Source organism: Bradyrhizobium lablabi, from assembly GCF_018131005.1.
Lineage (GTDB): Bacteria > Pseudomonadota > Alphaproteobacteria > Rhizobiales > Xanthobacteraceae > Bradyrhizobium > Bradyrhizobium lablabi_D.
In genome coordinates, this window is record NZ_JAFCJK010000013.1 from 121,594 (window position 1) to 143,131 (window position 21,538).

Sequence of the window (21,538 nt, forward strand, 5' to 3'; positions counted from 1 at the left end):
TATCGCTGCCGCTGTTTTGACTAGTCGAGCGATCAGTACCTTGCGAGGGTCGGACCGCTGAACCGATAGTTCAAGCGCGCGGTCACGAGATCGGTGTCGCCCCCCGAACTGAAGCCGGTCGTGGCGAAGCCGGCCGGAGAGATGAAGGTCACGCCATGACGATCCTCGAAGATGTGATCGTATTCGATGCCGAGCGACCAGTTCGGAGCGAAGCCAAATTCGAGGCCAGCGCCAACAGTGCCGCCCCAACGGGTGTCGAAGCCGGACTCGGACACCAGCGCGCCAGCCGTGACGAACTGATAGTTGCGGTCGGTGACCGCGGCACCACCCTTCACGTAGAACAGGGCGTTGTTCCAGGCGTAACCGATCTGGCCGGTGAAGAGGCCGAAGGCGTCCGTCTTGGAGCGGACAACGTTGCCCGGAGCGAACGCGTTTCCGGAGTTGCCCGAGAAGTCAGCCCAGTTGCCCTGAGCTTCGAGACCGAACACCCAGCCGCCGGTCTGCCAGCGATAGCCGATCTGACCACCGACCGTGCCGCCGTCCGCATCGTGGCTGCCGAACGAGGCACCAGTCGGATCGAAGATACGGTTATCGTGGCTCTGTCCCCAGCCGCCGTTGATACCGATGTAAAAGCCGCTCCAGTTATACACCGTGGCAATCACCGGCGGAGCCTTGGTGTAAGGACGAGCCGCGAGATCCGCCGCGAACGTCGGCGCAGTCGTGCCGAGCGCGATCAGACTGGCCGTAGCAAACAAAACCTTCTTCATTCTTTTTCCCATTCCAACTTCACAGTGGCCCCCAAGGCCTCCTGTCAGGCTCATACCAGCCCGCGACAGAATTGCTGTAGCTTCACAGCAACAATTGACCCAAATGACCCTCCCGAAAACGTGAGATCATGTTGCGTTACAAGCACTACTTGTTTCGGCCTTATGCTATGACGCAAAGTCTCCACATTTCGGAAGGCGCGAGATTGAGTTGACGGGAAGTTGCTTGTCCGGTTTGGATTGCGACACTTCCACGGCTCGCAAATGCATGAAGGACCGCTTATGCGCAAATTTGTTCTCGCTGCAGCGTGGGTGAGCGCGTTTGCAGCGCTCACTGCAGTTCCCGCGCAGGCTATCGGCGTAAGATATCCCTTCTGCATCCAGGGTGATGAATATCCCGGGTTCAGCGCCTGCTATTTCGAGACCTATGAGCAGTGCCAGGCCACCGCCTCGGGACGCCGCCTGTACTGTCTCCAGAATCCCTTTTATGCCGGTGACAATGATCGGCGCTCCTATCTCAACGTTCCTCCGCGCGCGCGCCGCGAGGGCAATTTCTTCGAGCTGTTCATCCACTGAGGCCGACGCGGAACCACGGCCGGGGAGCAAGGGTTGACGCACACCGGCGTGGATGCGGCCGCTTCGCCGTTAGATTGGCCGTGACGACACGCGACCGGTCTCTTCGACGGGAGATTCCTTTGATGCGCATCGTGCTTCTGGCCGCACTTGCTCTGGGTGCCGATGCGGTTCAGCTGGCACATGCACAAACGTTCGACCCGAACCATCCCGTATGCATGCATATCTTTCGATGGGGCGGCGAGGATTATGACTGCAGCTACGCATCGCTCGCACAATGCCAGTTTTCCGCCGCCGGCCGGGGAGCAATGTGCGTGATCAATCCGTATCGCGCCAATGCCTATGCCGAGCCTCAGCCGCGCTCCGCGCGACGTGGTCAAGCGTATTGAGAGCTAATCCAGTTCGACGACCTGTCCATTCGCAAGCGAGACCCGGCGGTCCATCCGCGCCGCCAGATCCATGTTGTGGGTTGCGATCAGCATCGCGACCCGCGTCGCCTTCACGAGTTGCATCAGCGCATTGAAGACGTGGTCGGCAGTGCCCGGATCGAGGTTGCCGGTCGGCTCGTCCGCAAGCAGCGCCCGTGGCGCATTGGCGACCGCGCGCGCGATTGCCACGCGCTGCTGCTCGCCGCCGGACAGTTCCGCCGGTCGATGGGTGATGCGGTCGCCGAGCCCGAGATAGGCCAGGATCTCGGTCGCGCGCTTTATCGTTTCGGAGCGCTTGAGACCTCGAATCATCTGCGGCAACATGACGTTCTCGAGAGCGGAGAATTCCGGCAGCAGCCGGTGCGACTGATAAACGAACCCAATGTCGGTGCGGCGGATATGCGTCCGGTCGATGTCGGACAGTTGTGAGGTCGGCGTGCCCGCGACATAGACCTCGCCCTCGTCGGGACTTTCCAGCAAGCCCGCAATGTGCAAGAGCGTCGACTTGCCCGAGCCCGACGGCGCCACCAGCGCCACCGACTGCCCAGGCCACAGCGCTAGCTTGGCGCCGTTGAGGATCGTCAGCGTCGCTTCGCCCTGCCTGTACTCCCGCTTGATCTCGTGGAGATAGATAACCGGCACATCGTCCGCCCCCTGCGCCATGTGCGCCTCACTCGTATCGGAGCGCGTCGACCGGATCGAGGCGCGCGGCGCGCCACGATGGGTAGAGCGTCGCCAGGAAGGACAGCGTCAACGCCATGATGACCACCGCAAGCGTCTCGCCGAAATCGACCTCCGCAGGCAGCTTCGAGAGAAAGTAAAGCTCGGGCGAAAACAATTCCGTGTTGGTGAGCCAGGACAGGAATTGTCGTATCGATTCGATGTTCAGGCAGATCAGCATGCCGACGAAGAAACCGGTCAGCGTGCCGACCACGCCGATTGAGGCGCCGGTGATCAGGAAGATGCGCATGATCGAGCCCTGCGAGGCCCCCATGGTGCGCAGGATCGCGATGTCCTGCCCCTTGTCCTTCACCAGCATGATCAGTCCGGAGACGATATTGAGAGCCGCGACCAGCACGATCATGGTCAGGATCAGGAACATCACATTGCGTTCGACCTGCAGCGCGTTGAAGAAGGTCGAGTTGCGCTGCCGCCAGTCGACCAGGAACACCGGTCGCCCCGCAGCCTCGGTCACGGCCTTGGCAAATGCGGTGATCCTGTCGGGGTTGGTGGTGAACACCTCGATCGAGGAGACGTCGTTGTTGCGGTTGAAATAGGCCTGCGCCTCGGCGAGAGGCATGAACACAAAGGTCGAATCATATTCGGACATGCCGATTTCAAACACCGCGGCGATCTTGTAGGGCTTGATGCGCGGCGTGGTGCCCATCGGCGTCACGGCGCCCTTGGGGGCGACCAGCGTGATGCTGTCGCCAGCATGCAGCGAGAGCTGGTCGGCGAGCCTGCGGCCGATCGCAACGCCCTGCCCCTCATCGAACCCCTCGAGCGAGCCCTGCTTGATGTTCTTGGCGATCGAGGTGAGATTGTTGAGATCGTCGGCGCGGATGCCACGAATGAACACGCCCGCCGCGTTGAACGGCGACGAGCCGAGCCCCTGTCCGTCCACGACGGGCGCGGCCAGCCGAATGCCCTGCACTTGGCTAATCCGGTCGGCGACGTCCTTCCAGTCGGTCAGCGGCGATTCCAGGGGCTGCACCAACAGGTGTCCGTTGAGACCCAGGATCTTGTCCAGGAGTTCCTTGCGAAAGCCGTTCATCACGGCCATCACCACGATCAGCGTGGCAACGCCAAGCATGATGCCCAGGAACGAAAAGCCAGCGATGACTGAAATGAACCCTTCCTTGCGTCGCGCGCGCAAGTAGCGTCCGGACAGCAGCCATTCGAATGGCGCAAAAGGCGGGGTACGGACTGGCTCTTTCATGGTCTCATCCATCTGTCGATAATCCCATGATTCGGGCCAAATGTGGCCGGATTACCCGGCGCGCGAGCGCGTGGTGAATCAACTTTAACCCGCGAGTTTCGTAACCACGTCGGCCGGACTCATATTCTCGCGAGAGCCGTCGCTACGACGTTTCACCTCGACGTTGCCTTCCGCGAGCCCCTTGGGTCCAACGAGAATCTGCCAGGGAATGCCAATCAGGTCGGCCGCGGCGAACTTCGCGCCAGCGCGTTGATCGGTGTCGTCATAGAGCACGTCGACGCCCTTTGCTAAGAGTTCGCGATAGAGTTGCTCGCAGGCACCATCGACCGCGGTATCGCCCTGCTTGAGGTTGAGGATTGCTGCGCGGAATGGCGCGACCGCCTCGGGCCATTTGATGCCGGCATCGTCGTGACAGGCCTCGATGATGGCACCCACCAGACGCGACACGCCGACACCGTAAGAGCCGCCATGGATCGGCACCTCGACGCCGTCGGGGCCCGCAACCAGCGCCTTCATGCTGTCGGAATATTTGGTGCCGAAATAAAAGATCTGGCCGACCTCGATGCCGCGGGTGTGCACCCGTTTGTCCGCAGGCACTTCGCTGTCGAAGCGCGCGGCATCGTGGACGTCCTCGGTCGCGGCATAAACCGATGTCCATTGCTTGATGATCGGCGTCAGATCGCCGTCATAGTCGACGTCCTCCGCCGGTACGGGCAGTTCCAACACATCGCGATTGATGTAGACGCCGGATTCGCCAGTCTCCGCAAGTACAATGAATTCGTGGCTGAGATCGCCGCCGATCGGGCCGGTCTCCGCACGCATTGGGATCGCGTTCAGGCCCATCCGCGCGAACGTGCGCAGGTAGGCGACGAACATCTTGTTGTAGGCGCGTCGTGCGCCGGCCTCGTCGAGGTCGAACGAATACGCGTCCTTCATCAGGAATTCGCGGCCGCGCATCACGCCGAAACGCGGGCGCTGCTCATCGCGGAACTTCCACTGGATGTGGTAGAGGTTGAGCGGCAGGTTCTTGTAGGACTTGATGTATGAGCGGAAGATCTCAGTGATCATCTCCTCATTGGTCGGCCCGTACAGAAGCTCGCGCTTGTGGCGATCGGTTATGCGCAGCATCTCGGGGCCATAGGCGTCATAGCGGCCACTTTCGCGCCAGAGATCGGCGAGCTGCAGCGTCGGCATCAGCAGTTCCAGTGCGCCGGCGCGGTCCTGCTCCTCGCGCACGATCTGCTCGATCTTCTTCAAGACCCGGAATCCGAGCGGCAGCCAGGCATAGATGCCGGCCGCCTCCTGCCGGATCATGCCTGCGCGCAGCATCAACCTATGCGAGACAATCTCCGCCTCTTTCGGGTTCTCTTTCAGGATGGGCAGGAAAAACCGCGACAATCGCATGGTGTTACTCGAGGAATCAGGGGAGCGTGGGAAGAACTGCAGTGAAACCGGATCACATGCGAAAACACAAGGCCGCCTGAGGCGAAAAACCCGCGAAATCAGGCGATTTTCGGCTATCTGAGCCCATTGCGGGCGGCCCGGTACAGGCAGCTCCCTGGCCGGCCTCGGAGCTGTCTCCCGGCGCGACGTGGTCCGCTGCCGTATTCTCAGGGTTAGGCCTTACATCTTCTTCATGTCCATGTGGCCCGAGCGAGCGCCGGCGCCTGGGCCCTGGGCGCCCACGCCTTGCACGTCGAGCGAGACCGTGACCTTGCCGGCCTTCTCGAATTCGAGCGTCACAGGCACCTTCTCGCCCTGCTTGAGCTGCCCTTTCAGGTCGAACATCATCAGGTGATAGCCGCCGGGGGCGAGTTTCACTGTCTTGCCGGGCTCGATGGCCAGGCCCTTGTCCAATGGGCGCATCTTCATCACGCCGTCGTTCATCGCCATTTCGTGGATCTCGACCCTGCCCGCGATCTCGCCGCTGCCGCCGACGAGCCGGTCGGGCACCGCGCCCTTGTTCTCGATCGTGAGATAGCCGCCGGCGATCTTCGCACCATTCGGTGTAGCGCGGCTCCAGGCCTGCGTGATCACCAGATCACCGGCTTTGATCTCCTCGGCACGCGCGGAGGTGAAGGCGAGAGTTGCGGCGAACCCGGCGAGAGCAAAGATGCGGGAAAAGCGTGTCATGTCGTCATGCTCCGTATACGAGTGGCTCGTTATCGGGTCGCCGCGACCTGCGCGTCGGACCATTTCTGCAAATCGGCGATCTCGGCCGATCCCTCGATCGTCGTCACCGTTCCGTCGCGGGCGATCAGCATGGTGCGCGGGATATCGCCTTGCCAGGCAGGGTCAATCTCAAATCTCAGCCGGTCGGCAAAGCCGTCGCTGAAAAACCAGTTCTCGGCCGATGCGAGCCCGGCGCGATCCAACATCGACCGCGTCGCCGCGGGCAAGTTCGGAACCAGGTCGGCGCTGATCGTGACCATATCAATCCCCGGATGATCCTTCATGAACTGGCCGAGTTGCGGCAGCTCGATCTTGCACGGACCGCAGGTCACGCCCCAGAAATGCACCAGGGTGGGATGGCCCGCATGCGAGCGCAACACCTGCTGCCAGCTGCCGCGTTCGAACGGTCTCAGCGCGCCCTCCTCAGAAGCCAGCCCGGATGGCAGTGACGTCAGGAGCATGAGCGCGGCGAGCAGGTAACGTTTCATGGTTCGGCCTCGATCGCTTGAAAATGGTAGCCGTCGGCCTTCGTCATCCAGGATAGGTAGGTTTGCCGTCCGTCCGAGACGAGCAGCGGATGGTCGGAGGCATCGTTGGTATCGGCGATCGCCCGCGGCTTCGACCAGGTCGCGCCGTCGTCATGTGATGTCATCAGGTTGACCGACGTCTTCGTCCCGTCGAATTCCTTCCAGACCATCGCAAGTCCGTCGGGCCCGGCGATGATCTGAGGCCGCGAGGGGCCCCGGTTCACCTGTCCGACCGGGAGCGGATCGGTGAATGTTTTGCCGCCGTCGCGCGACTGGGCGTAGAAGAGCCCCTTGCGCGCCTTGCCGTTGGTGTACCACGTCACATGATAGGTCCCTTCGGGCGAAATCGTCAGGCTTGGACCATGATGCGGGCAGGCTGCGATCTGCCAATCATCGCGGCTGACGCGATGCACCTCGCCGGGCGAACCGAGGTCGGCGAAAGTGACGATCGCATGATCGCGCACGCCGCCTTCGAAGATGTTCCTGAATGCGACCACCGGGTGACCGTTGCCGTCGAAGGCCAGCCCGAGACGGCAGCATTCGCAGGTATTGTCGGCCACGATCCGTGCGTCGGAATAGGTCTCGCCGCCATCTCTTGACGTCGCAAAGAACAGGGCGGCACCGTCGTACGTCTGGCCGTTCTGCTGCGCTGGCGCGCGGTTGCGCTTGTCGAGCCAGGCCGCGAACACGGTGCCGGCGGGATCGAAACCGATTGCCTCGAACCGCTGGCTTGCATTGTTCGCGGTGATTGGCTTCGGCGGAGCGAAGCTCCGCCCACCGTCGGTCGAGCGCGTGATCAGCACCTGGCCGTTGAACGCCTTGTCCCTGAAGATCGAAAACGCCAGTGCGATCCCGCCTCTCGCGTCAACCGCGATCTTCGGCCGCGCATCCGGCCCCCAATCGAGATCGAGCTGCGGCTCGGTGACTTGAACCGACGTGGAAAAGCTTTTTCCCTGGTCCTTTGAGCTCGCGACTGATATCCGGCCCCCCGCCATCCAGGCGAGCCACAACGTTCCGTCCGGACCGAAGGCGGGGGTCACTTTCGTCGCGCAGCGCAGGAGCGCTTCTTCGCAGGCGGCTTCGGACGTGTGCTGATGGCTCATCTGCGCGGCGGCAAGGCCCGGCAAGGCGGCAAGTACGGTTGCGGTCAAAGCCGTCCGAAGCGCAAGTCTGGCGAATGTCATCGATGCGCTCCTCATTTGAAGGCGAGCTTCATGCCGGCGACAAAGGCGCGCGGCGACCCGGCATAGATCGAGCCCGTGCTGTTCGCCAGTACGCTCGCGGGATTTTGAACGCCAGCGGCGGTGACGCTGTCCGCGATATTGTTCGCGGACGCCACATAGGTCTTGTCGAAGACATTGCGCACCTCAAAGAACATCGTGAGCTGCCGGAAATAATCCGACACCAGGTCGGTCTTGTAGTGGAGATTGAGGTTGACGATCTCATAGCCGGGCGCCTTCAGGAAGTTGGCGTTGTCCATGTAGAAGGAGTCCTTCCACACCAGCTCGACAAAACCGCCAAGGCCGGTCAGTGGACCGTGAAGCTGGTCATAACCCAACCGCGCCGTCAGCTCATTCGGCGATATGCCGGGAATCTTGTTGCCGGCCCGGTTGAAAGTGAATCCGCTGATGCTTTCGATGTAATCGGTATAGACCTCATCGAGATAGGTGTAGGCTGCCGTGAACTGCCACCCCTCATAGAATTGCCAAAGGGCGGCAAGTTCGAAGCCGCGGTGTTCCGAACGCGGCGCGTTGAAGGTGTAAGTGACGCCGTTGATGGGCGTCGCCTGCGTGACCAATTCGTTGTTGAAGAACTCATAGAACGCCGTCGCGCTCAGCTTCACGGCCTTGTTCGGAGTCCAGTCGGCACCGAGATCATAGCCCAGATTGGTCTGCGTCTTGAGCGCGGTGTTGTTGCCCGGAAGGCCGCTGGGAAGGACGAAGAGATTGCTGACCTGCGGAGTGCCGTAGCCAGTCGCCACGCGCGCGTGCCACTGCCACTCATTATCGGGCTTATAGACCAGGGCAAATTCCGGCGCGGTGTTGATGAACTGCGGCGCGGCTGCAGTGACGGTCGGGACGACGACTGACGGATTGTTCACGACCGGATACCCAATGGCAGTATTGACGCCGTTCAAGGTGGTCGTTTCCCAACCGATGCCCGCAACGGCAGTCAGCGACGGAATGAGCTTCAATTCCTCCCGCGCGCGGACGCCGTAGTTGGTCGTCGACTGGAACTGTCTACTCTGCAGCAGGCCGAGCGTAGCGTTGCCTCCCGGCTTCACGTTGACCGTATCGCTGGTCGTCGTGAGCGTGTTGTACCAGCCTCCGAAGAAGGTCGTGGAATCCATCCCGAGCAGCTCGCCGCGCTTTGTCACGTCGCTCATGAAGTTGTACGACGGGAAATCGCCGATCGCGCTGGTCGCACCCGTGGGCTGGTTGATGTTGCGGTCGTCGAAGACGAACTGATTGCGCCAGGTGGTCGTGTTGTCGAAATCGTGCTCCCAGCGGCCGCCAACGATGGTCCGGCGGTCGTTGCGCCCGAAGCCCGCGACGATCGCTGTTTGCGATGTCCTCGCGCCGTTGAATCCATTAATGAACAGCGACTGCGTTCCGCAGCCGAGCGTAGCCGGCACATCGCAGCCGGACTGGAATGGGTTCTGGTTGAACTGATTGAGCGACAGCCTGACCGGCAGGCGCGTAGACAGATCGTTGTTGATCAGCTTGACCGTGAAGCGGTCGTCCGGCGTTGCCCGTAAGGTGGCGAGGAAGTTCACCGTCTGGGTATTGAACCAGCTGTTCTGGATGTAGCCATCGCCGCGTACATCGCTTGCGAACAGCGAAGCCTCGAAATTGCCGACCTTCTGCCCGGCAGTCAGGTAGTTGTTGAGATAGCCGAAGCTTCCGCCCTCGGTGCCGTATTCGGCGCCGTTGATGGTTCCACCGGGCCTCATCCGAAAATTGAGCGCGCCGCCGGTTGCGTAATTGCCGTACAGTGCCGACGAGGGCCCTCGGATCACATCGATGGCGCCGTAAGCATGCGGGTCGATCAGGTCACTGCGCGACAGGCCATCAGGCTGGGTGACCGGGAAGCCGTCATCGAAGATCACCATATTACGGATGCCGAAGCCGTTCCGCGCATTCGATCCCCGAATCGAAATCCCGAAATCGCGGGGCCCGTTACCCTGCTTGATGGATATCCCGGGACTGTCGCGCAGCACGTCGGCGACCGAAAACGCGGGCCTGTCTTCATACTGACTTCGATCGATGGTCGTTGTCGTTTGACCGTCCGGTGCCCGGTCGAGGCCGCTGCGCGCTGCCGCCGGCGTTTCACCCTGCGACGCGACGGCAGTTGGGGCTGCCGGCGCAGCCGGTTTCGGCGGCCGGCGGGCGGTGACCGCGCGAGCCCTCGGCTTTGGCCCGACCGGTTTAGCCCGGACGGCCTGTGGCGCATCGACGGTCACAGGCGGCAGCGCAGTGCTCGGGGATTGGGCACTAGTCCCGGATGGAATCGCTGACAGCGCTGCGCCCAACATGAGCACGCTGACAGCTCCAAGCGGGTGATGGCGAAACATCGAGATGTTCCCGACACCGGCCGTTCGGCCGGTCTGCTCAATGGCATTCACCGGCGCCTTACGCGCCGGTCGCGGCAATGGCGTCAGGAGATGAACGGTGGCGCGCGCGCCCGGGCATGTGAGCAGGCGTGGGAGCGGTCGAGATCCGGCGCAAAATTGTGCCAAACGACAGGGCTCGTCGAGCGATCGACCGCGCTCGACGTTGATGTTTGCGGGCTGTCGACCGGCACGCCGGTCTGCAGCACGCTGCATGCGGAGCAGCAGCCGTCATGGGCGCGGTGGCCGGACTGGTCATCCTGCCCGGCTCCAGCCGTTCCGCTCCCATGGCAGATGGTGGCGGCCGCAAGCGGGTCCGACGCGGCAAGGCTCGCCGCCCAGCATGCACCGATCGGTGCAAAAATCTGCACCAACAGGGCAACCAGGAATACGGGCAGAAACTTCTTCAGCCGCCGGCGCATCGCAGATCCATCCAAGGGGGAACTAACCACCATGGAGGCCGGAAGTCGAGATTGGACTCCCGCCTATCTTTTTCCGCCCGATGGGAATAGCTGGCGGGCACAGGTGTGACGCTGCCCGACGCAAAAGAAAGCGCCGTATCCCCTTACCCATAGCGGGATTTCAAGACCGATCTGCAACCGCCAGTCGCAATATCCTAATCATTTCGCAAATTGCTCGTTATTTGAACAATCGTTGCTGAAAATGATGACAAGGCGAAAAAGATGGTCTACGAATTCGGGCTCAGGCCAGCCGCAAGGCTTCAGTCTGGTGGTCCAAGTCTCGGGAGGAGCCCGACGCGCACAAGCAGCGTCACCCCATCAATCAACACCAAATCGAATTTTTGGGGTAAATCAGGGTCGACACAATTTTTGGAGCAGGGCTAGACGCCCTGCTCTTTTTTTGTGTGCTGATCGCGATCAACAATGACATCATCATCGAATGCTATCGCGCACAGCTTCGAACTCGCCGCAGAACGCTGCGACGACCTAACGGTGCGCGTCTATCGACGCCTGTTTCGCGAACACCCGGAGGCGCAGGCGATGTTTCGTACCGAAGGCAGTGCGCCTGTGCAGGGTTCGATGCTGTCGCTGACGATCGAGGCAATTCTTGATTTCGCCGGTGAACGCAACGGACATTTCCGCCTGATCGAATGCGAGGTGTCGTCGCACGACGCGTACGGAACGCCGCGCGATCTGTTCATCGCCTTCTTCGGCGTGATCAAGGACACCTTGTGCGAGTTGCTGGACGACGCGTGGTCCCCGGAGATCGATGCTGCGTGGCACAAGCTGTTGCGCGATATCGAAGCCATCGTGTTGCAGCACGCGACGTAGTCGTGTCGCAGAGACCGTGAAGCCGTAGCGCGCCGGTTCCGATTGTGACACACTCCCTTTGTCCGTGGCGCGTGCAACTGACGCCGACGGCCAGAAAAACGAACGAGGGAGCAAGCAACGATGCCAGGGATGGACGAATCGCCGAAGACAAGACGTGACCTGTTGCAAATGGCTGCGGCCGGCGGAGCGGCGGCGGCGCTGTTCGGCGGAATGGGCGTGAACCCCGCCCTCGCCGCGGAGATGGGCCGCTCCGAGAAGCCGCTCAAGGCCGCATTCTCCAACGCCGGACTGCAGGCGACGTGGTGCGCGCAGGGCAAGCAGGCGGCGGAGTTCTGGGGCAAGCTCTTCAACGTCGACGTCACCTGGTTCGACGGTCAGCTCGACGCCGTCAAGCAGCGTGCCGCGATCGACAACATGGCGTCGCAGAAATGGGATTTCGTCGCGATCCAGGCGTTCGGGATCGGCACGCTGACCCAGCCGGTGCAGAAGATGATCGACGCCGGTACGCCGGTCATAGACATGGACACGCTGATCGCGCCGCTCGACCAGATCAACGTGCACTCCTTCCTCGCTCCCGACAACGAATTCATGGGCGCCTCGGTGACACAGGCCCTCTGCAACGCGATGGGCGGCAAGGGCAAGATCATCATGACCCAGGGCGCGCTCGGCCACACCGGCGCGCAGGGCCGCGCCAAGGGCTTCAACACGGTGGTGAAGCAGTTTCCGAATATCGAGGTGCTTGACACCCAACCCGCCGATTGGGATGTCTCGAAGACCGCGCGCCTCTGGGAAACCTATCTGACCAAATACCCGCAGATCGACGCCGCCTTCTTCCACAATGACGACATGGCGCTCGCCGCCTACAACATCATGAAAGCGCGCAACCGCACCAACATCCTGATCGGTGGCGTCGACGCGATGCCGCCGGCGATCCAGGCGGTGAGCGAAGGCCGCATGTTTGCGACCGTCCGCAACCCATCCTGCCGCATCCATGGCGGCGCCATCGTGGCCGGCGTCGCGGCCGTGGTCGGCGGCGAGAAGAGCGGCCAGGGCATTCCGAAGAGCGTGGTGACCGACGGCCCCGTCGTGACCAAGGCCAACGCCGCCGGCATGCAGTGGATGGAGGATCATTTCCTGATCTGAGCGCCCACCAATGTCGCAGGGACGCTCCCCGATCCTCGAGTTGAACCAGATCACGAAGGCCTTCGGCGGTGTCGAAGCCCTTCGTGGGGTCGACTTCGCGCTCTATGCCGGCGAGATCCACGGTCTCGTCGGCGAGAACGGCGCGGGAAAAAGCACGCTGATGAAGATCATCGCCGGCGTGCATCCGGAATTCTCCGGCCGCTTCATGCTGGATGGCAAGGAGACGCGCTTCCGCTCGACCCGCGACGCCCACGCGGCCGGCATCGCCATGGTTCATCAGGAACTGAGCGTCGCGCCCGACCTCACGGTGGCTGAGAATGTCTTCCTCGGTAACCAGCCGACCAACCGCCTCGGCCTCGTGCAATGGCGGCGGATGGCGCGCGACGCCGGCGAGCAGCTTGGCCGTTTCGGCATCGACGTCGACCCGATGAGCAGGCTCGGCGACCTGCCGATCGGGCTGCAGCAACTGATCGAGATCGCGCGCGTGCTGTTCTCCGGCGCCCGCATCGTCATTCTGGACGAGCCGACCTCCGCGCTTTCCCCGCCCGAGGTTGAGCGGCTGTTTGCGACGCTGCGCCGGTTGCGCGACGAGGGCACCGGGATCGTTTTCATCTCGCATTTCATCGAGGACATCCTGCGTGTCTCCGACACCGTCACAGTATTCCGTAACGGACGGAAGGTCGCCGAAACAGCAGCGGCCGAAACCACCAAAGGCGCGCTGATCGAGGCCATGATTGGACGCGGCGGCGACGCGCTGGAGCACAGCTATACGGATGATCTCCAGCTCGCGCCGTCGAACGGCGGCAGGGTCGTCCTGAAGGTCGATCAGCTCTCGCTCGGCCGGAGCCTGCGCGACGTCTCGTTCGAGGCACGCTCCGGCGAGGTGTTGGGCATCTATGGTTTCATGGGCTGCGGGCAGCAGGAATTGTCGAGAATCCTGTTCGGCAAGCTGAGACCGGATGGCGGGACGATTGTGGTGGACGGCCGGGCAAGAAAATTGCGAAGCACCGCCGCCGCGCGGCGTGCGGGCGTCGCACTGGTGCCCGAGAGCCGGCGCGACATGCTGTTCCACCAGGAGCCGGTCTACAAGAACATCTCGATCAGCGTGCTCGAGCGAATCTCCGCCCTGCTTCTTAAGCCCGCCCGCGAGCGCGCCATTGCCATGCGGCAAGTCGAGCAGCTCCAGATCAGGCCGCCGGTCGTTGGCCTGGACCTTGGCATGCTCTCCGGCGGCAATCAGCAGAAGGTCGCGCTCGCCAAATGGCTGACCTATCCGCCGCGCCTCCTGGTGCTGTGCGAACCGACGCGCGGCATGGACGTTGGCGCCAAGAACGACGTGATCAACATCGTCCGCGATCTCCGCGCAAAAGGACTGGCTATCATCGTGCTGTCGACGGAACCGGAGACGGTGCTGTCGCTGGCTGACAGGATCCTGGTGCTGAAGCGCGGCGCGGTGGTGCGGGAATTCGCCAACGAGGCGGTGAGCAAGGACCGCCTGCTGGAGGCGGCGTGATGGAGGTGCATGATGGCAAGCAGTGACAGCGCGACCGCCCCGGCACCCCGCCTGCGCGGGTTCGGCGCCTTCCTGCGCTCGCAGATGCGCAACATCGCGCCGTTCCTGACGCTGATCGTTCTCAGCGCTTTCTTCGCCATCGCGAGCCCATCATTTGCGACGCTCGACAACGTCGGCAACATCCTGACCCAGGTGTCGGTGACCGGCATTATCGCCGTTGGCCTCACCTTCGTGATCCTGTGCGCCGAGATCGACCTCTCGGTCGCCTCGATCGCCAATGTCACCGGCATCGCGGTGGCCTATTTCACGTTGCAGGAATCCTACGTGAATATCGCCAACGTCCCGATGCCCGGCTGGGCCGCGATCCTGCTCGCGCTGGCGCTTTGTGCGCTGCTCGGTCTCGTCAATGCGTTAGGGCTGACCGTGATCGGCATCCCCTCCTTCATCATGACGCTCGCGATGATGCAGATCGCTGCCGGCATCTCGGCGCTGCTGGTGCGCGGGCAGATCGCCTACAAGGTGCCGCCACTGATCTCGACGCTCGGCTCCGGTGCGATCGGCGGCGTCCCCTGGATCGTCATCGTGGCCGCCGTGATGCTGCTCGGTGGACACCTGGTGCTGACTTATACGCGGTTCGGCCGCTACATCTACATGGTCGGTGGAAACCGTGAGGCCGCGGAATTTTCCGGGCTCAACGTCAAGCTGATCCTCGGCAGCGTCATGGTGATCTCGGCGGTGTGCTCCGGCATCGGCGGCATGCTCGGCGTGGCTCATTTCGGCAGCGCCCAGCAGAATGAGTTCGACACCTACCTCCTGGATTCCATTGCTGCCGTCGTCGTCGGCGGTACCAGCCTGTTCGGCGGCCGCGGCGGCATCGGCAACACCATCGTCGGCCTGTTCGTGCTTGGCGTGCTGAACAACGGCCTCGACCACGTCAATATCGACAGCTTCCTGAAGATCTTGATCCGCGGCCTGATCCTGCTCGCCGCGCTGATCATCAACGTCTATGCCCAGCGGTTGCGAGAGCGGACCACCGACTGATTATCCTGCAAAGTCGGGCTGCCAGTTGCGGACCTCCCGCGCCGCCTTGGTGACGGCACCGATCGTCGTGAACGAGGGCGCCTCCAGCATCATCGTGCGCGCGAGTTTGAGGCTACGCGCCTCGCTGATCGCCCGCCGCTTCTCGTCGGCGATCCACTCGAAATCGATATTGTGCGCAAGACCGAGGATGCGGCGGATGATCTTGGCCGCGGAGAATCCGACGGTGTCCTGGAAAAGCCGCGCCATGTAGGCCTGCCGCTCCGCTTCCAGCCGCGCCGCGCCGGCTTCGCCCGAGAACAGCGACTGCGGATAGCCATCGCCCTTGGCTTCGCTGCGCCATAGCGCGAGGAACTTGCGCGAAAACTCGCTCCAGACGCCCTCGATCGTTTCCAGCATCCAGGCTTCGAACGACGCACGCTCGCCGGGCGAGCGCTCGTGTCCGGTCGAGGCCAGATAGGCCATGATGAGATTGCCGATAACGGCGCCGATATCGAAGCCCATCGGGCCATAGAACGCGAATTCGGGATCGATCACCCGGCTCTCGCGATCGGTGACCATGATCGAGCCGGTGTGCAGATCGCCATGGATCAACGCCTCCGGGCTTGCCATGAATTTCAGCTTGAGCCTGGAGATCGCGACGTGCAGGTCGAGGTCCTCGCGGAACGCGGCGGCCGTGGCGTCGAGGTAAGGCACGGTCCAGCGGTTCTGCTCGGCGACGCGATAGGGATCGGTGAAGATCAGGTCCTCGGTGATCTTGCACAGCGCATGGTTGCCGGCGAACGCCGCGAGCCCCTGCTTCTTCTCCGCGGCCGTCAGCGCGAGATCGGACGAGAAGAACAGCGTCTGTGCGAGAAAGGTGGAGATGTCATCGACAAAACGCGGATAACGGGTTCCCGCGATCAGCCCCTTGCGCATGATGATGTGAGGCTCGAGCAGTTCCATCGCAGTCAACGCCAGCGGACCATCGTGATGCAGCACTGCAGGCACCAGCTTCGGTGCGAGACGTGCCTGGTGCACCAAAGCCAGATGCTCGTAATGGGCCCGCGACAGCGGCAGCGGCCAACTTTCCCCGACCAGACGAACATAGGGCAACGCCTGCTTCACAGCGATGCCACCGTGACTGCCCTTCACGAGGAACACGAGATTGAGATTGCCGTCGCCGACCTCGCTGATCGACCAGTCCGTCGGCGACCCACCGAGTTGCGCAACAATTGGCGGCAGTCCCGCGAGATAGTCGCGTAGATCGGTCTCACGCAGAATTCGATATTTGCGCTGGGAGGGATCTTGCTCCTGCGATGTCATTGGGCCCGCACTCCTCCATTGCCGCGGGGGCGAGGTCCGTCCTCACTCCCGTTCCAGGAAACTCGAGCCGATCTCGGCCTTTCTCTTGATCGGATCATAATCGCAATAGACGCTGTCAGCGACCAGCGTGTAGCTCGCGACGATCGTGTCCTTGTTGAGCTTGACCGAGTTGAGCCCGATCACCGCAGTCTGCTTGCCGCCGTTCCACTTGAACGGGGTCGTGCTGTGCGCGGCCTCGCAGGCCGCGACCGCGTCAGCGAAGACGGAGCTTTCGACGAAGGCCTGAACGGTTCGCAGCCGCGTCAGCGTCTTCCAGGTGAAATAGAACGAGGCGGCAATGCCGGCTACAAGCAGCACGAAAGCGACGATCGCGATTCTCTGGAATTTCATTCATCTCCCCTACGGCCATTGGTGGCCCAGATCATGATGCTATTAGTCGAATCGCATCATGGTCTCATCTCTTTGTTCGAGCATGATCTTTTTCGGAAAACCGCTACCACCATGCCGGATCATGCTCTAGAACGGCGTCCCCATCAGCTTCGACAGCCGCTCGATATTGAGATAGCCGGCGTAGTAGGCCCACATTCCCATCGCAAACAACACTGCCGAGAGGATCGTGGTCCACAAAAGCTTATGGCCCATCCGAGCCAGGATTGGAGCACCGGGGTCGGTGCCAGGCGCGCCGCCACCTTCCTCGTGCTGGCTGCGCACGCCGAACGGCAGCGTCAGAAACAGCACGAGCCACCACAGCACGAAGTAGATCGCGAACGCGGTGGAGATCTGGTACGCCATGCCTTAGGCCTGCTCGATCTCGACCAGCGCGCCGGAAAAATCCTTGGGATGGAAGAACAACACCGGCTTGCCGTGCGCGCCGATCTTGGGCTCGCCGTCGCCGAGCACCCGGGCGCCGTCGGCGACCAGCCGATCGCGCGCCGCGATGATGTCAGGCACGTCGTAGCAGACATGGTGGATGCCGCCGTCGGCATTGCGCTCGACGAATTTCGCGATCGGCGAGCCTTCGCCGAGCGGTTCGATGAATTCGATCTTGGTGTTGGGCAGCGTTACGAACACGGTGACGACGCCGTGCTCGGGCAGCGGCACGGCGTCGGAAATCTCGGCATTGAACGCGGTACCGTAGATCTTTGCGGCCTTCTTGGCGTCCTTGACCGCGATCGCGACGTGATTGAGCCGGCCCAGCATGTCTCTCTCCCTCGTAGTTGTGCGCGCTCGTCGCGAGGCGGCTTGCAGGACACGCCTCAGACCGTCAGGACGTGCACGAGGCAGATCGGCTTTTTGCCCCACTGCTCGTTCAGCATCGCCCGCACGGCGCGGCGCACCGATTCCGCGAGCGCATCAGGATCGCGGCGTCGCGCGCGCGGCAGGCCCTCAATCGTCGATACGACCACATCGAACACGATCTCATCGATCATTTCGCCCGCGGTATTCTTCTCCGGCACGCCGACGAGATCAACCTCGGGATCGTCGGCGAGCTCGCCCTGCTCGGTCATGGCGATGGCGACGAAGGCGCAGCCGGCAAAGCCCATCCGCCGCCGCTCCACCACCGCGCGCGACTTGGCGTCCTCGAGGATAGTTCCGTCCTTGTACAGCCGGCCCGCGGGCAGCTCATCGATAATGCCGGGCTCGCCGGGGCCGAGCTTGACCAGGTCGCCATTGCGGCACGTCAACACCTTCGCGACGCCAGCTGCGCGCGCCAGCTTGGCGTGCTCGGCAAGGTGCAATGCTTCGCCGTGCACGGGTATCAAGACCTGAGGCCGCACCCAGGAGATGATGTCGCGCAGTTCGTCGCGACGCGGATGACCGGAAACATGCACAAGGTGGTCGCGGTCAGTGATCACCTCCACGCCCTGCGTAACCAACCCGTTGATGATCGCGCCAACCGCTTTCTCGTTGCCGGGAATGGTCCGCGAGGAGAAGATCACGGTGTCGCCCTTGTTCAGCGTCACCTGCGGATGGTCGTCGTTGGCGATCCGCGCCAGCGCCGCCCGCGGCTCACCCTGGCTGCCGGTGCACAGCGCCAACACCTTATCCGGCGGGAAATGGCCGTAGAGGTCAGTGCCGCGGAAGTTCTGCACGCCGTTGAGGTAGCCGCATTCACGCGCCACCTGAACCACACGCTCCATTGCGCGACCGACCACGACCACCTCGCGATCGGCGGCCTTCGCTGCGTCGGCAACCGCCTTCATCCGCGCGACGTTCGAGGCGAAGGTCGTGACCGCCACCCGCCCCTTTGCGCCCTTCACGAGCTCAGCGATGGTCTTGGCGACCTCGGCTTCCGACGGCGATCGGCCCTCGCGCACCGCATTGGTGGAATCGCCGACCAGCGCCAGCACCCCGGCATCGCCAAGTTCACGCAGGCGCCGCTCGTCGGTCGGGGGGCCGATGACCGGGGTCGGATCGATCTTCCAGTCTCCGGTGTGCAACACCGTCCCGACCTCGGTCTTGATCGCCAGCGCATGGGACTCCGGTATCGAGTGCGCCACCGGGATGAACTCGACGTTAAACGGGCCGATGTCGACCCGCCCGCCGGACGGGATCACGGTGACGGGGATTCTCGGCGGGTCGCGCTCGGCCGCACATTTGGCCTCGAACAGCGCCGCGCTGAACTGGGTTGCGTAAATCGGGCACTGCAGCTTCGGCCAGAGTTCGATGATGGCGCCGAAGTGGTCCTCATGGGCGTGTGTCAGCACCAGGCCCATCAGGTTGTTGCGCTCCTTCTCCAGGAAGCGGATGTCGGGCATCATCAGGTCAATGCCCGGCAGATGCTCCTCGTCGCCGAAGGACACGCCGAGATCGACCGCAAGCCAGGCACGCTGGTGGCGGTTGCCGAGACCATAGATCGACAGGTTCATGCCGATCTCGCCGACACCGCCGAGCGGCGCAAAAGTCAGTTCGTCCGGCCGCGCCATCAGGTTGCCCCCACCGAGGCGGCGGTGCCAAAATAGACCTCGCCGGCGGCGACAGCCAGGCGCCTACCGTCAGCGGTGCGGACGATCAGACAGCCGGTCTCATCAATCGTATCGAAGATGCCTTCCAGAGGTTCGCCTCCAGTTTGAACCGCGACCTTATCCCCGAGGCCCGCGGCGCGGTCCAGCCAGAGCCGACGGATCTCGGCAAAGCCCCGCCCCTTGTCCCATATGCCCCGGAATTCTACCCAGGCTTCCGAGAGTTCGGCAAACAGCTCCTCGGCGCCGATCTGGACGCCGAGGGCATTGAGCGACACAGCCGGCGTCTGCGTGCCCTCGGGCGCCGCCACCACATTGGTGCCGATCCCGACCACGACAGCGAGGTCGCCACCGGTCGCCTCAGCCTCCAGCAGGATGCCGGACAGCTTCTTGCCGTTTGCCAGCACGTCATTGGGCCATTTCAGGGCGTATTGCGGGCTATCCGGGCCGAGACGCAACGCGGCCTCGATGCTCACCTTGCGAAGCGCCGCCTCGAGCGACAGCCCCGCGGCAAAGCCGAGCGTTGCCGCGACCGCGGGCTGGACGCCCATCACCTCGAGAACACTGCTGGCGAGATTGCCGCGCGGCGCGATCCAGGCCCGCTGGCGCCGGCCCCTCCCCGCCGTCTGCTCTGGAGTCACAAACCACATCGGCCCGCGCTCGCCGTCGCGGGCGCGCAGCAACGCCTCCGCGTTGGTCGAGCCGATCCGGTCGAAGACGGCGAGCCGATAGCCCGCCGACACGGCTCGCGGCCCGAGCGCGAACGTCATTTTGAGGTCTTGCGCATGATCATCTCCGAAAACCGGCCCCCAACCATCCGGGATCACACGCGCTAGAACAGCGACTTCGCCGCCGCCGTGGCGACGCCTACGACGGGTCCCGCGAAGAGCGCGAAGAGAATATTGAACAACCCCGCAACGGCCAGCACTGCGCGAAGTTCAAAGCGCATCGGGTCGACCCGGCCGGCCGGTTCGTCGAAATACATCGTCTTGATGATGGAGAGATAGTAGTAGGCCCCCACTACGCTGGTCAGCACGCCGATGACGGCGAGCGTGAACAGATTGGCCTTGATCGCCGCGACGAAGACGTACCATTTGGCGAAGAAACCCGCGAGCGGCGGGATGCCGGCGAGCGAGAACAGCAGCATCGCAAAGAAGAAGGCAAGCACCGGATTAGTGCGGGAGAGACCGGCGAAATCGCTGATCTGCTCCACCGCCCGGCCGTTGCGCTTCATCGCGAGAATGATGGAAAAAGAGCCGAGCGTCATCGCGACATAGATCGCGATGTAGACCAGCACGCCCTGCGCGCCCTCGACCGTGCCAGCGGCAAGGCCGACGAGCGCAAAGCCCATATGGCCGATCGAAGAGTAGGCCATCAGGCGCTTGATGTTGCTCTGCCCGATCGCCGCGAACGAGCCCAGCGCCATCGAGGCGATCGCCACGAACACCAGGATTTGCTGCCATTGGGTGACGATCCCGGGAAACGCGGTCAGCGTCGCGCGGGTGAACACGGCCATGGCCGCGACCTTCGGCGCGGACGCGAAGAAGGCGGTCACCGGCGTCGGCGCGCCCTCATAGACATCGGGTGTCCACATGTGGAACGGCACCGCCGAGACCTTGAAGCAGAGGCCAGCGAGCAAAAACACCAGGCCGAACACGATGCCGACGCTACCGGTGGTCGCGGCCGCGGCAATGCCGGCGAAGCTGACGGTACCCGTGAAGCCGTAGATCAGCGATGCACCGTAGAGCAACATGCCCGACGACAGGGCGCCAAGGACGAAATACTTCAGGCCCGCCTCGGTCGACTTCGCGTTGTCCCGCTGGCTCGCCGCCACGACATAGAGTGCAAGACTCATCAGCTCGAGGCCGAGGTAGAGCATGATCAGGTCGCCGGCCGAGATCAGCACCATCATGCCGAGGGTCGACAGCAGCACCAGGATCGCAAACTCGAAAATCCGTCGCGACGGATCGGACAGGAATTCCGTCGCCAGGATCAGCGTGGCCGCCGAGCCGATCAGTGCCAGGATTTTCAGGAAGCGGGCGAAATCGTCGACAATGAAGCTGCCGCCGAAGGTGACGAGCTTGCCGGCCGGCAGCGTGAGCTCCAGCACGCCGGTCAGGACCAGCAGCAGCACCGCCAGCGCGGTGACGAGTCGCGTCGTTCCCTGCCCGCGATAGGCTCCGATCATCAACAGCACCATGGCGCCGACCGCGAGCACCAGCTCGGGCAGCACCGGCTGCAACTGATAACCTGCACTGGAAAAACTCATGG

At 63.0% G+C, this 21,538-nt stretch carries 22 protein-coding genes; 6 read left to right on the plus strand and 16 right to left on the minus strand.

The annotated features are described in order from the left end of the window. Positions 1-32: 32 nt before the first annotated feature. Positions 33-767: an outer membrane protein gene (locus tag JQ553_RS30310; RefSeq protein WP_212503729.1), complete on the minus strand. Its 735-nt coding sequence runs from the start codon at positions 765-767 to the stop codon at positions 33-35. A gap of 279 nt (positions 768-1,046) precedes the next feature. On the opposite strand from JQ553_RS30310, the gene JQ553_RS30315 reads away from it, so the two are divergent. Beyond that, complete coding sequence (locus JQ553_RS30315; protein WP_249144696.1) at positions 1,047-1,340, plus strand: DUF3551 domain-containing protein; 294 nt, start codon at positions 1,047-1,049, stop codon at positions 1,338-1,340. Positions 1,341-1,462: 122 nt separating this feature from the next. Then, the gene (locus tag JQ553_RS30320; protein ID WP_212503731.1) at positions 1,463-1,726 is read left to right on the plus strand and encodes a DUF3551 domain-containing protein; all 264 of its coding nucleotides are present in this window, start codon (positions 1,463-1,465) and stop codon (positions 1,724-1,726) included. A 3-nt stretch (positions 1,727-1,729) separates the two neighbouring features. Here the strand turns inward: JQ553_RS30320 and JQ553_RS30325 are convergent, their stop codons facing one another. The 8 genes from JQ553_RS30325 to JQ553_RS30360 all read right to left on the minus strand — a co-directional run bounded on the left by JQ553_RS30325 (position 1,730) and on the right by JQ553_RS30360 (position 10,435). Further along, a complete protein-coding gene (locus JQ553_RS30325) occupies positions 1,730-2,428 on the minus strand; it encodes an ABC transporter ATP-binding protein (RefSeq protein ID WP_212503732.1) in 699 nt (232 codons plus the stop codon). A gap of 7 nt (positions 2,429-2,435) precedes the next feature. Then, positions 2,436-3,716 (minus strand): lipoprotein-releasing ABC transporter permease subunit, encoded by a 1,281-nt coding sequence (locus tag JQ553_RS30330; RefSeq protein WP_212503733.1) that lies wholly within the window; start codon positions 3,714-3,716, stop codon positions 2,436-2,438. A 72-nt stretch (positions 3,717-3,788) separates the two neighbouring features. Next, entirely contained in the window at positions 3,789-5,108 is a 1,320-nt protein-coding gene (gene proS / locus JQ553_RS30335) for a proline--tRNA ligase (RefSeq protein WP_212503734.1), read from the minus strand. 219 nt (positions 5,109-5,327) lie between these two features. After that, complete coding sequence (locus JQ553_RS30340) at positions 5,328-5,837, minus strand: copper chaperone PCu(A)C (RefSeq protein WP_212503735.1); 510 nt, start codon at positions 5,835-5,837, stop codon at positions 5,328-5,330. Between the two features lie 29 nt (positions 5,838-5,866). After that, complete coding sequence (locus JQ553_RS30345; protein WP_409363102.1) at positions 5,867-6,337, minus strand: TlpA family protein disulfide reductase; 471 nt, start codon at positions 6,335-6,337, stop codon at positions 5,867-5,869. 23 nt (positions 6,338-6,360) lie between these two features. Beyond that, positions 6,361-7,587, minus strand: coding sequence for a sialidase family protein (locus JQ553_RS30350; protein WP_212503737.1), 1,227 nt, complete (start codon positions 7,585-7,587; stop codon positions 6,361-6,363). 11 nt (positions 7,588-7,598) lie between these two features. Then, entirely contained in the window at positions 7,599-9,977 is a 2,379-nt protein-coding gene (locus tag JQ553_RS30355; RefSeq protein WP_212503738.1) for a TonB-dependent receptor, read from the minus strand. An 83-nt stretch (positions 9,978-10,060) separates the two neighbouring features. Next, the gene (locus JQ553_RS30360; protein ID WP_212503739.1) at positions 10,061-10,435 is read right to left on the minus strand and encodes a DUF2946 family protein; all 375 of its coding nucleotides are present in this window, start codon (positions 10,433-10,435) and stop codon (positions 10,061-10,063) included. A 462-nt stretch (positions 10,436-10,897) separates the two neighbouring features. Between JQ553_RS30360 and JQ553_RS30365 the strand changes: the two genes are divergently transcribed. The 4 genes from JQ553_RS30365 (at position 10,898) to JQ553_RS30380 (ending at position 15,002) form a co-directional block, all read left to right on the plus strand. After that, the gene (locus JQ553_RS30365) at positions 10,898-11,305 is read left to right on the plus strand and encodes a globin (RefSeq protein WP_212503740.1); all 408 of its coding nucleotides are present in this window, start codon (positions 10,898-10,900) and stop codon (positions 11,303-11,305) included. Between the two features lie 129 nt (positions 11,306-11,434). Next, a complete protein-coding gene (locus JQ553_RS30370) occupies positions 11,435-12,448 on the plus strand; it encodes a sugar ABC transporter substrate-binding protein (protein ID WP_409363100.1) in 1,014 nt (337 codons plus the stop codon). A gap of 10 nt (positions 12,449-12,458) precedes the next feature. Continuing rightward, positions 12,459-13,961: a sugar ABC transporter ATP-binding protein gene (locus tag JQ553_RS30375; RefSeq protein ID WP_212503742.1), complete on the plus strand. Its 1,503-nt coding sequence runs from the start codon at positions 12,459-12,461 to the stop codon at positions 13,959-13,961. Between the two features lie 12 nt (positions 13,962-13,973). Next, on the plus strand, positions 13,974-15,002 hold the full coding sequence (locus JQ553_RS30380) for an ABC transporter permease (protein WP_212503743.1): 1,029 nt from the start codon (positions 13,974-13,976) through the stop codon (positions 15,000-15,002). On the opposite strand, the gene mtnK is transcribed toward JQ553_RS30380, so the two are convergent. The 7 genes from mtnK to nuoN form a co-directional block, all read right to left on the minus strand. After that, positions 15,003-16,304, minus strand: a complete 1,302-nt coding sequence (gene mtnK / locus JQ553_RS30385) for an S-methyl-5-thioribose kinase (protein ID WP_212503744.1) — start codon at positions 16,302-16,304, stop codon at positions 15,003-15,005. Positions 16,305-16,346: 42 nt separating this feature from the next. Then, positions 16,347-16,694: a hypothetical protein gene (locus JQ553_RS30390; protein ID WP_212503745.1), complete on the minus strand. Its 348-nt coding sequence runs from the start codon at positions 16,692-16,694 to the stop codon at positions 16,347-16,349. Positions 16,695-16,820: 126 nt separating this feature from the next. Beyond that, complete coding sequence (locus JQ553_RS30395) at positions 16,821-17,096, minus strand: DUF1467 family protein (protein ID WP_212503746.1); 276 nt, start codon at positions 17,094-17,096, stop codon at positions 16,821-16,823. A gap of 3 nt (positions 17,097-17,099) precedes the next feature. After that, positions 17,100-17,504, minus strand: a complete 405-nt coding sequence (gene mce, locus JQ553_RS30400) for a methylmalonyl-CoA epimerase (RefSeq protein ID WP_212503747.1) — start codon at positions 17,502-17,504, stop codon at positions 17,100-17,102. A 56-nt stretch (positions 17,505-17,560) separates the two neighbouring features. Next, positions 17,561-19,231 (minus strand): ribonuclease J, encoded by a 1,671-nt coding sequence (locus JQ553_RS30405; protein ID WP_212503748.1) that lies wholly within the window; start codon positions 19,229-19,231, stop codon positions 17,561-17,563. Then, the gene (locus tag JQ553_RS30410) at positions 19,231-20,037 is read right to left on the minus strand and encodes a biotin--[acetyl-CoA-carboxylase] ligase (RefSeq protein ID WP_212503749.1); all 807 of its coding nucleotides are present in this window, start codon (positions 20,035-20,037) and stop codon (positions 19,231-19,233) included. Before JQ553_RS30410 ends, JQ553_RS30405 begins: the two co-directional genes overlap by 1 nt. A 62-nt stretch (positions 20,038-20,099) precedes the next feature. Continuing rightward, a complete protein-coding gene (gene nuoN / locus JQ553_RS30415) occupies positions 20,100-21,536 on the minus strand; it encodes an NADH-quinone oxidoreductase subunit NuoN (RefSeq protein ID WP_212503750.1) in 1,437 nt (478 codons plus the stop codon). Positions 21,537-21,538 lie beyond the last annotated feature (2 nt).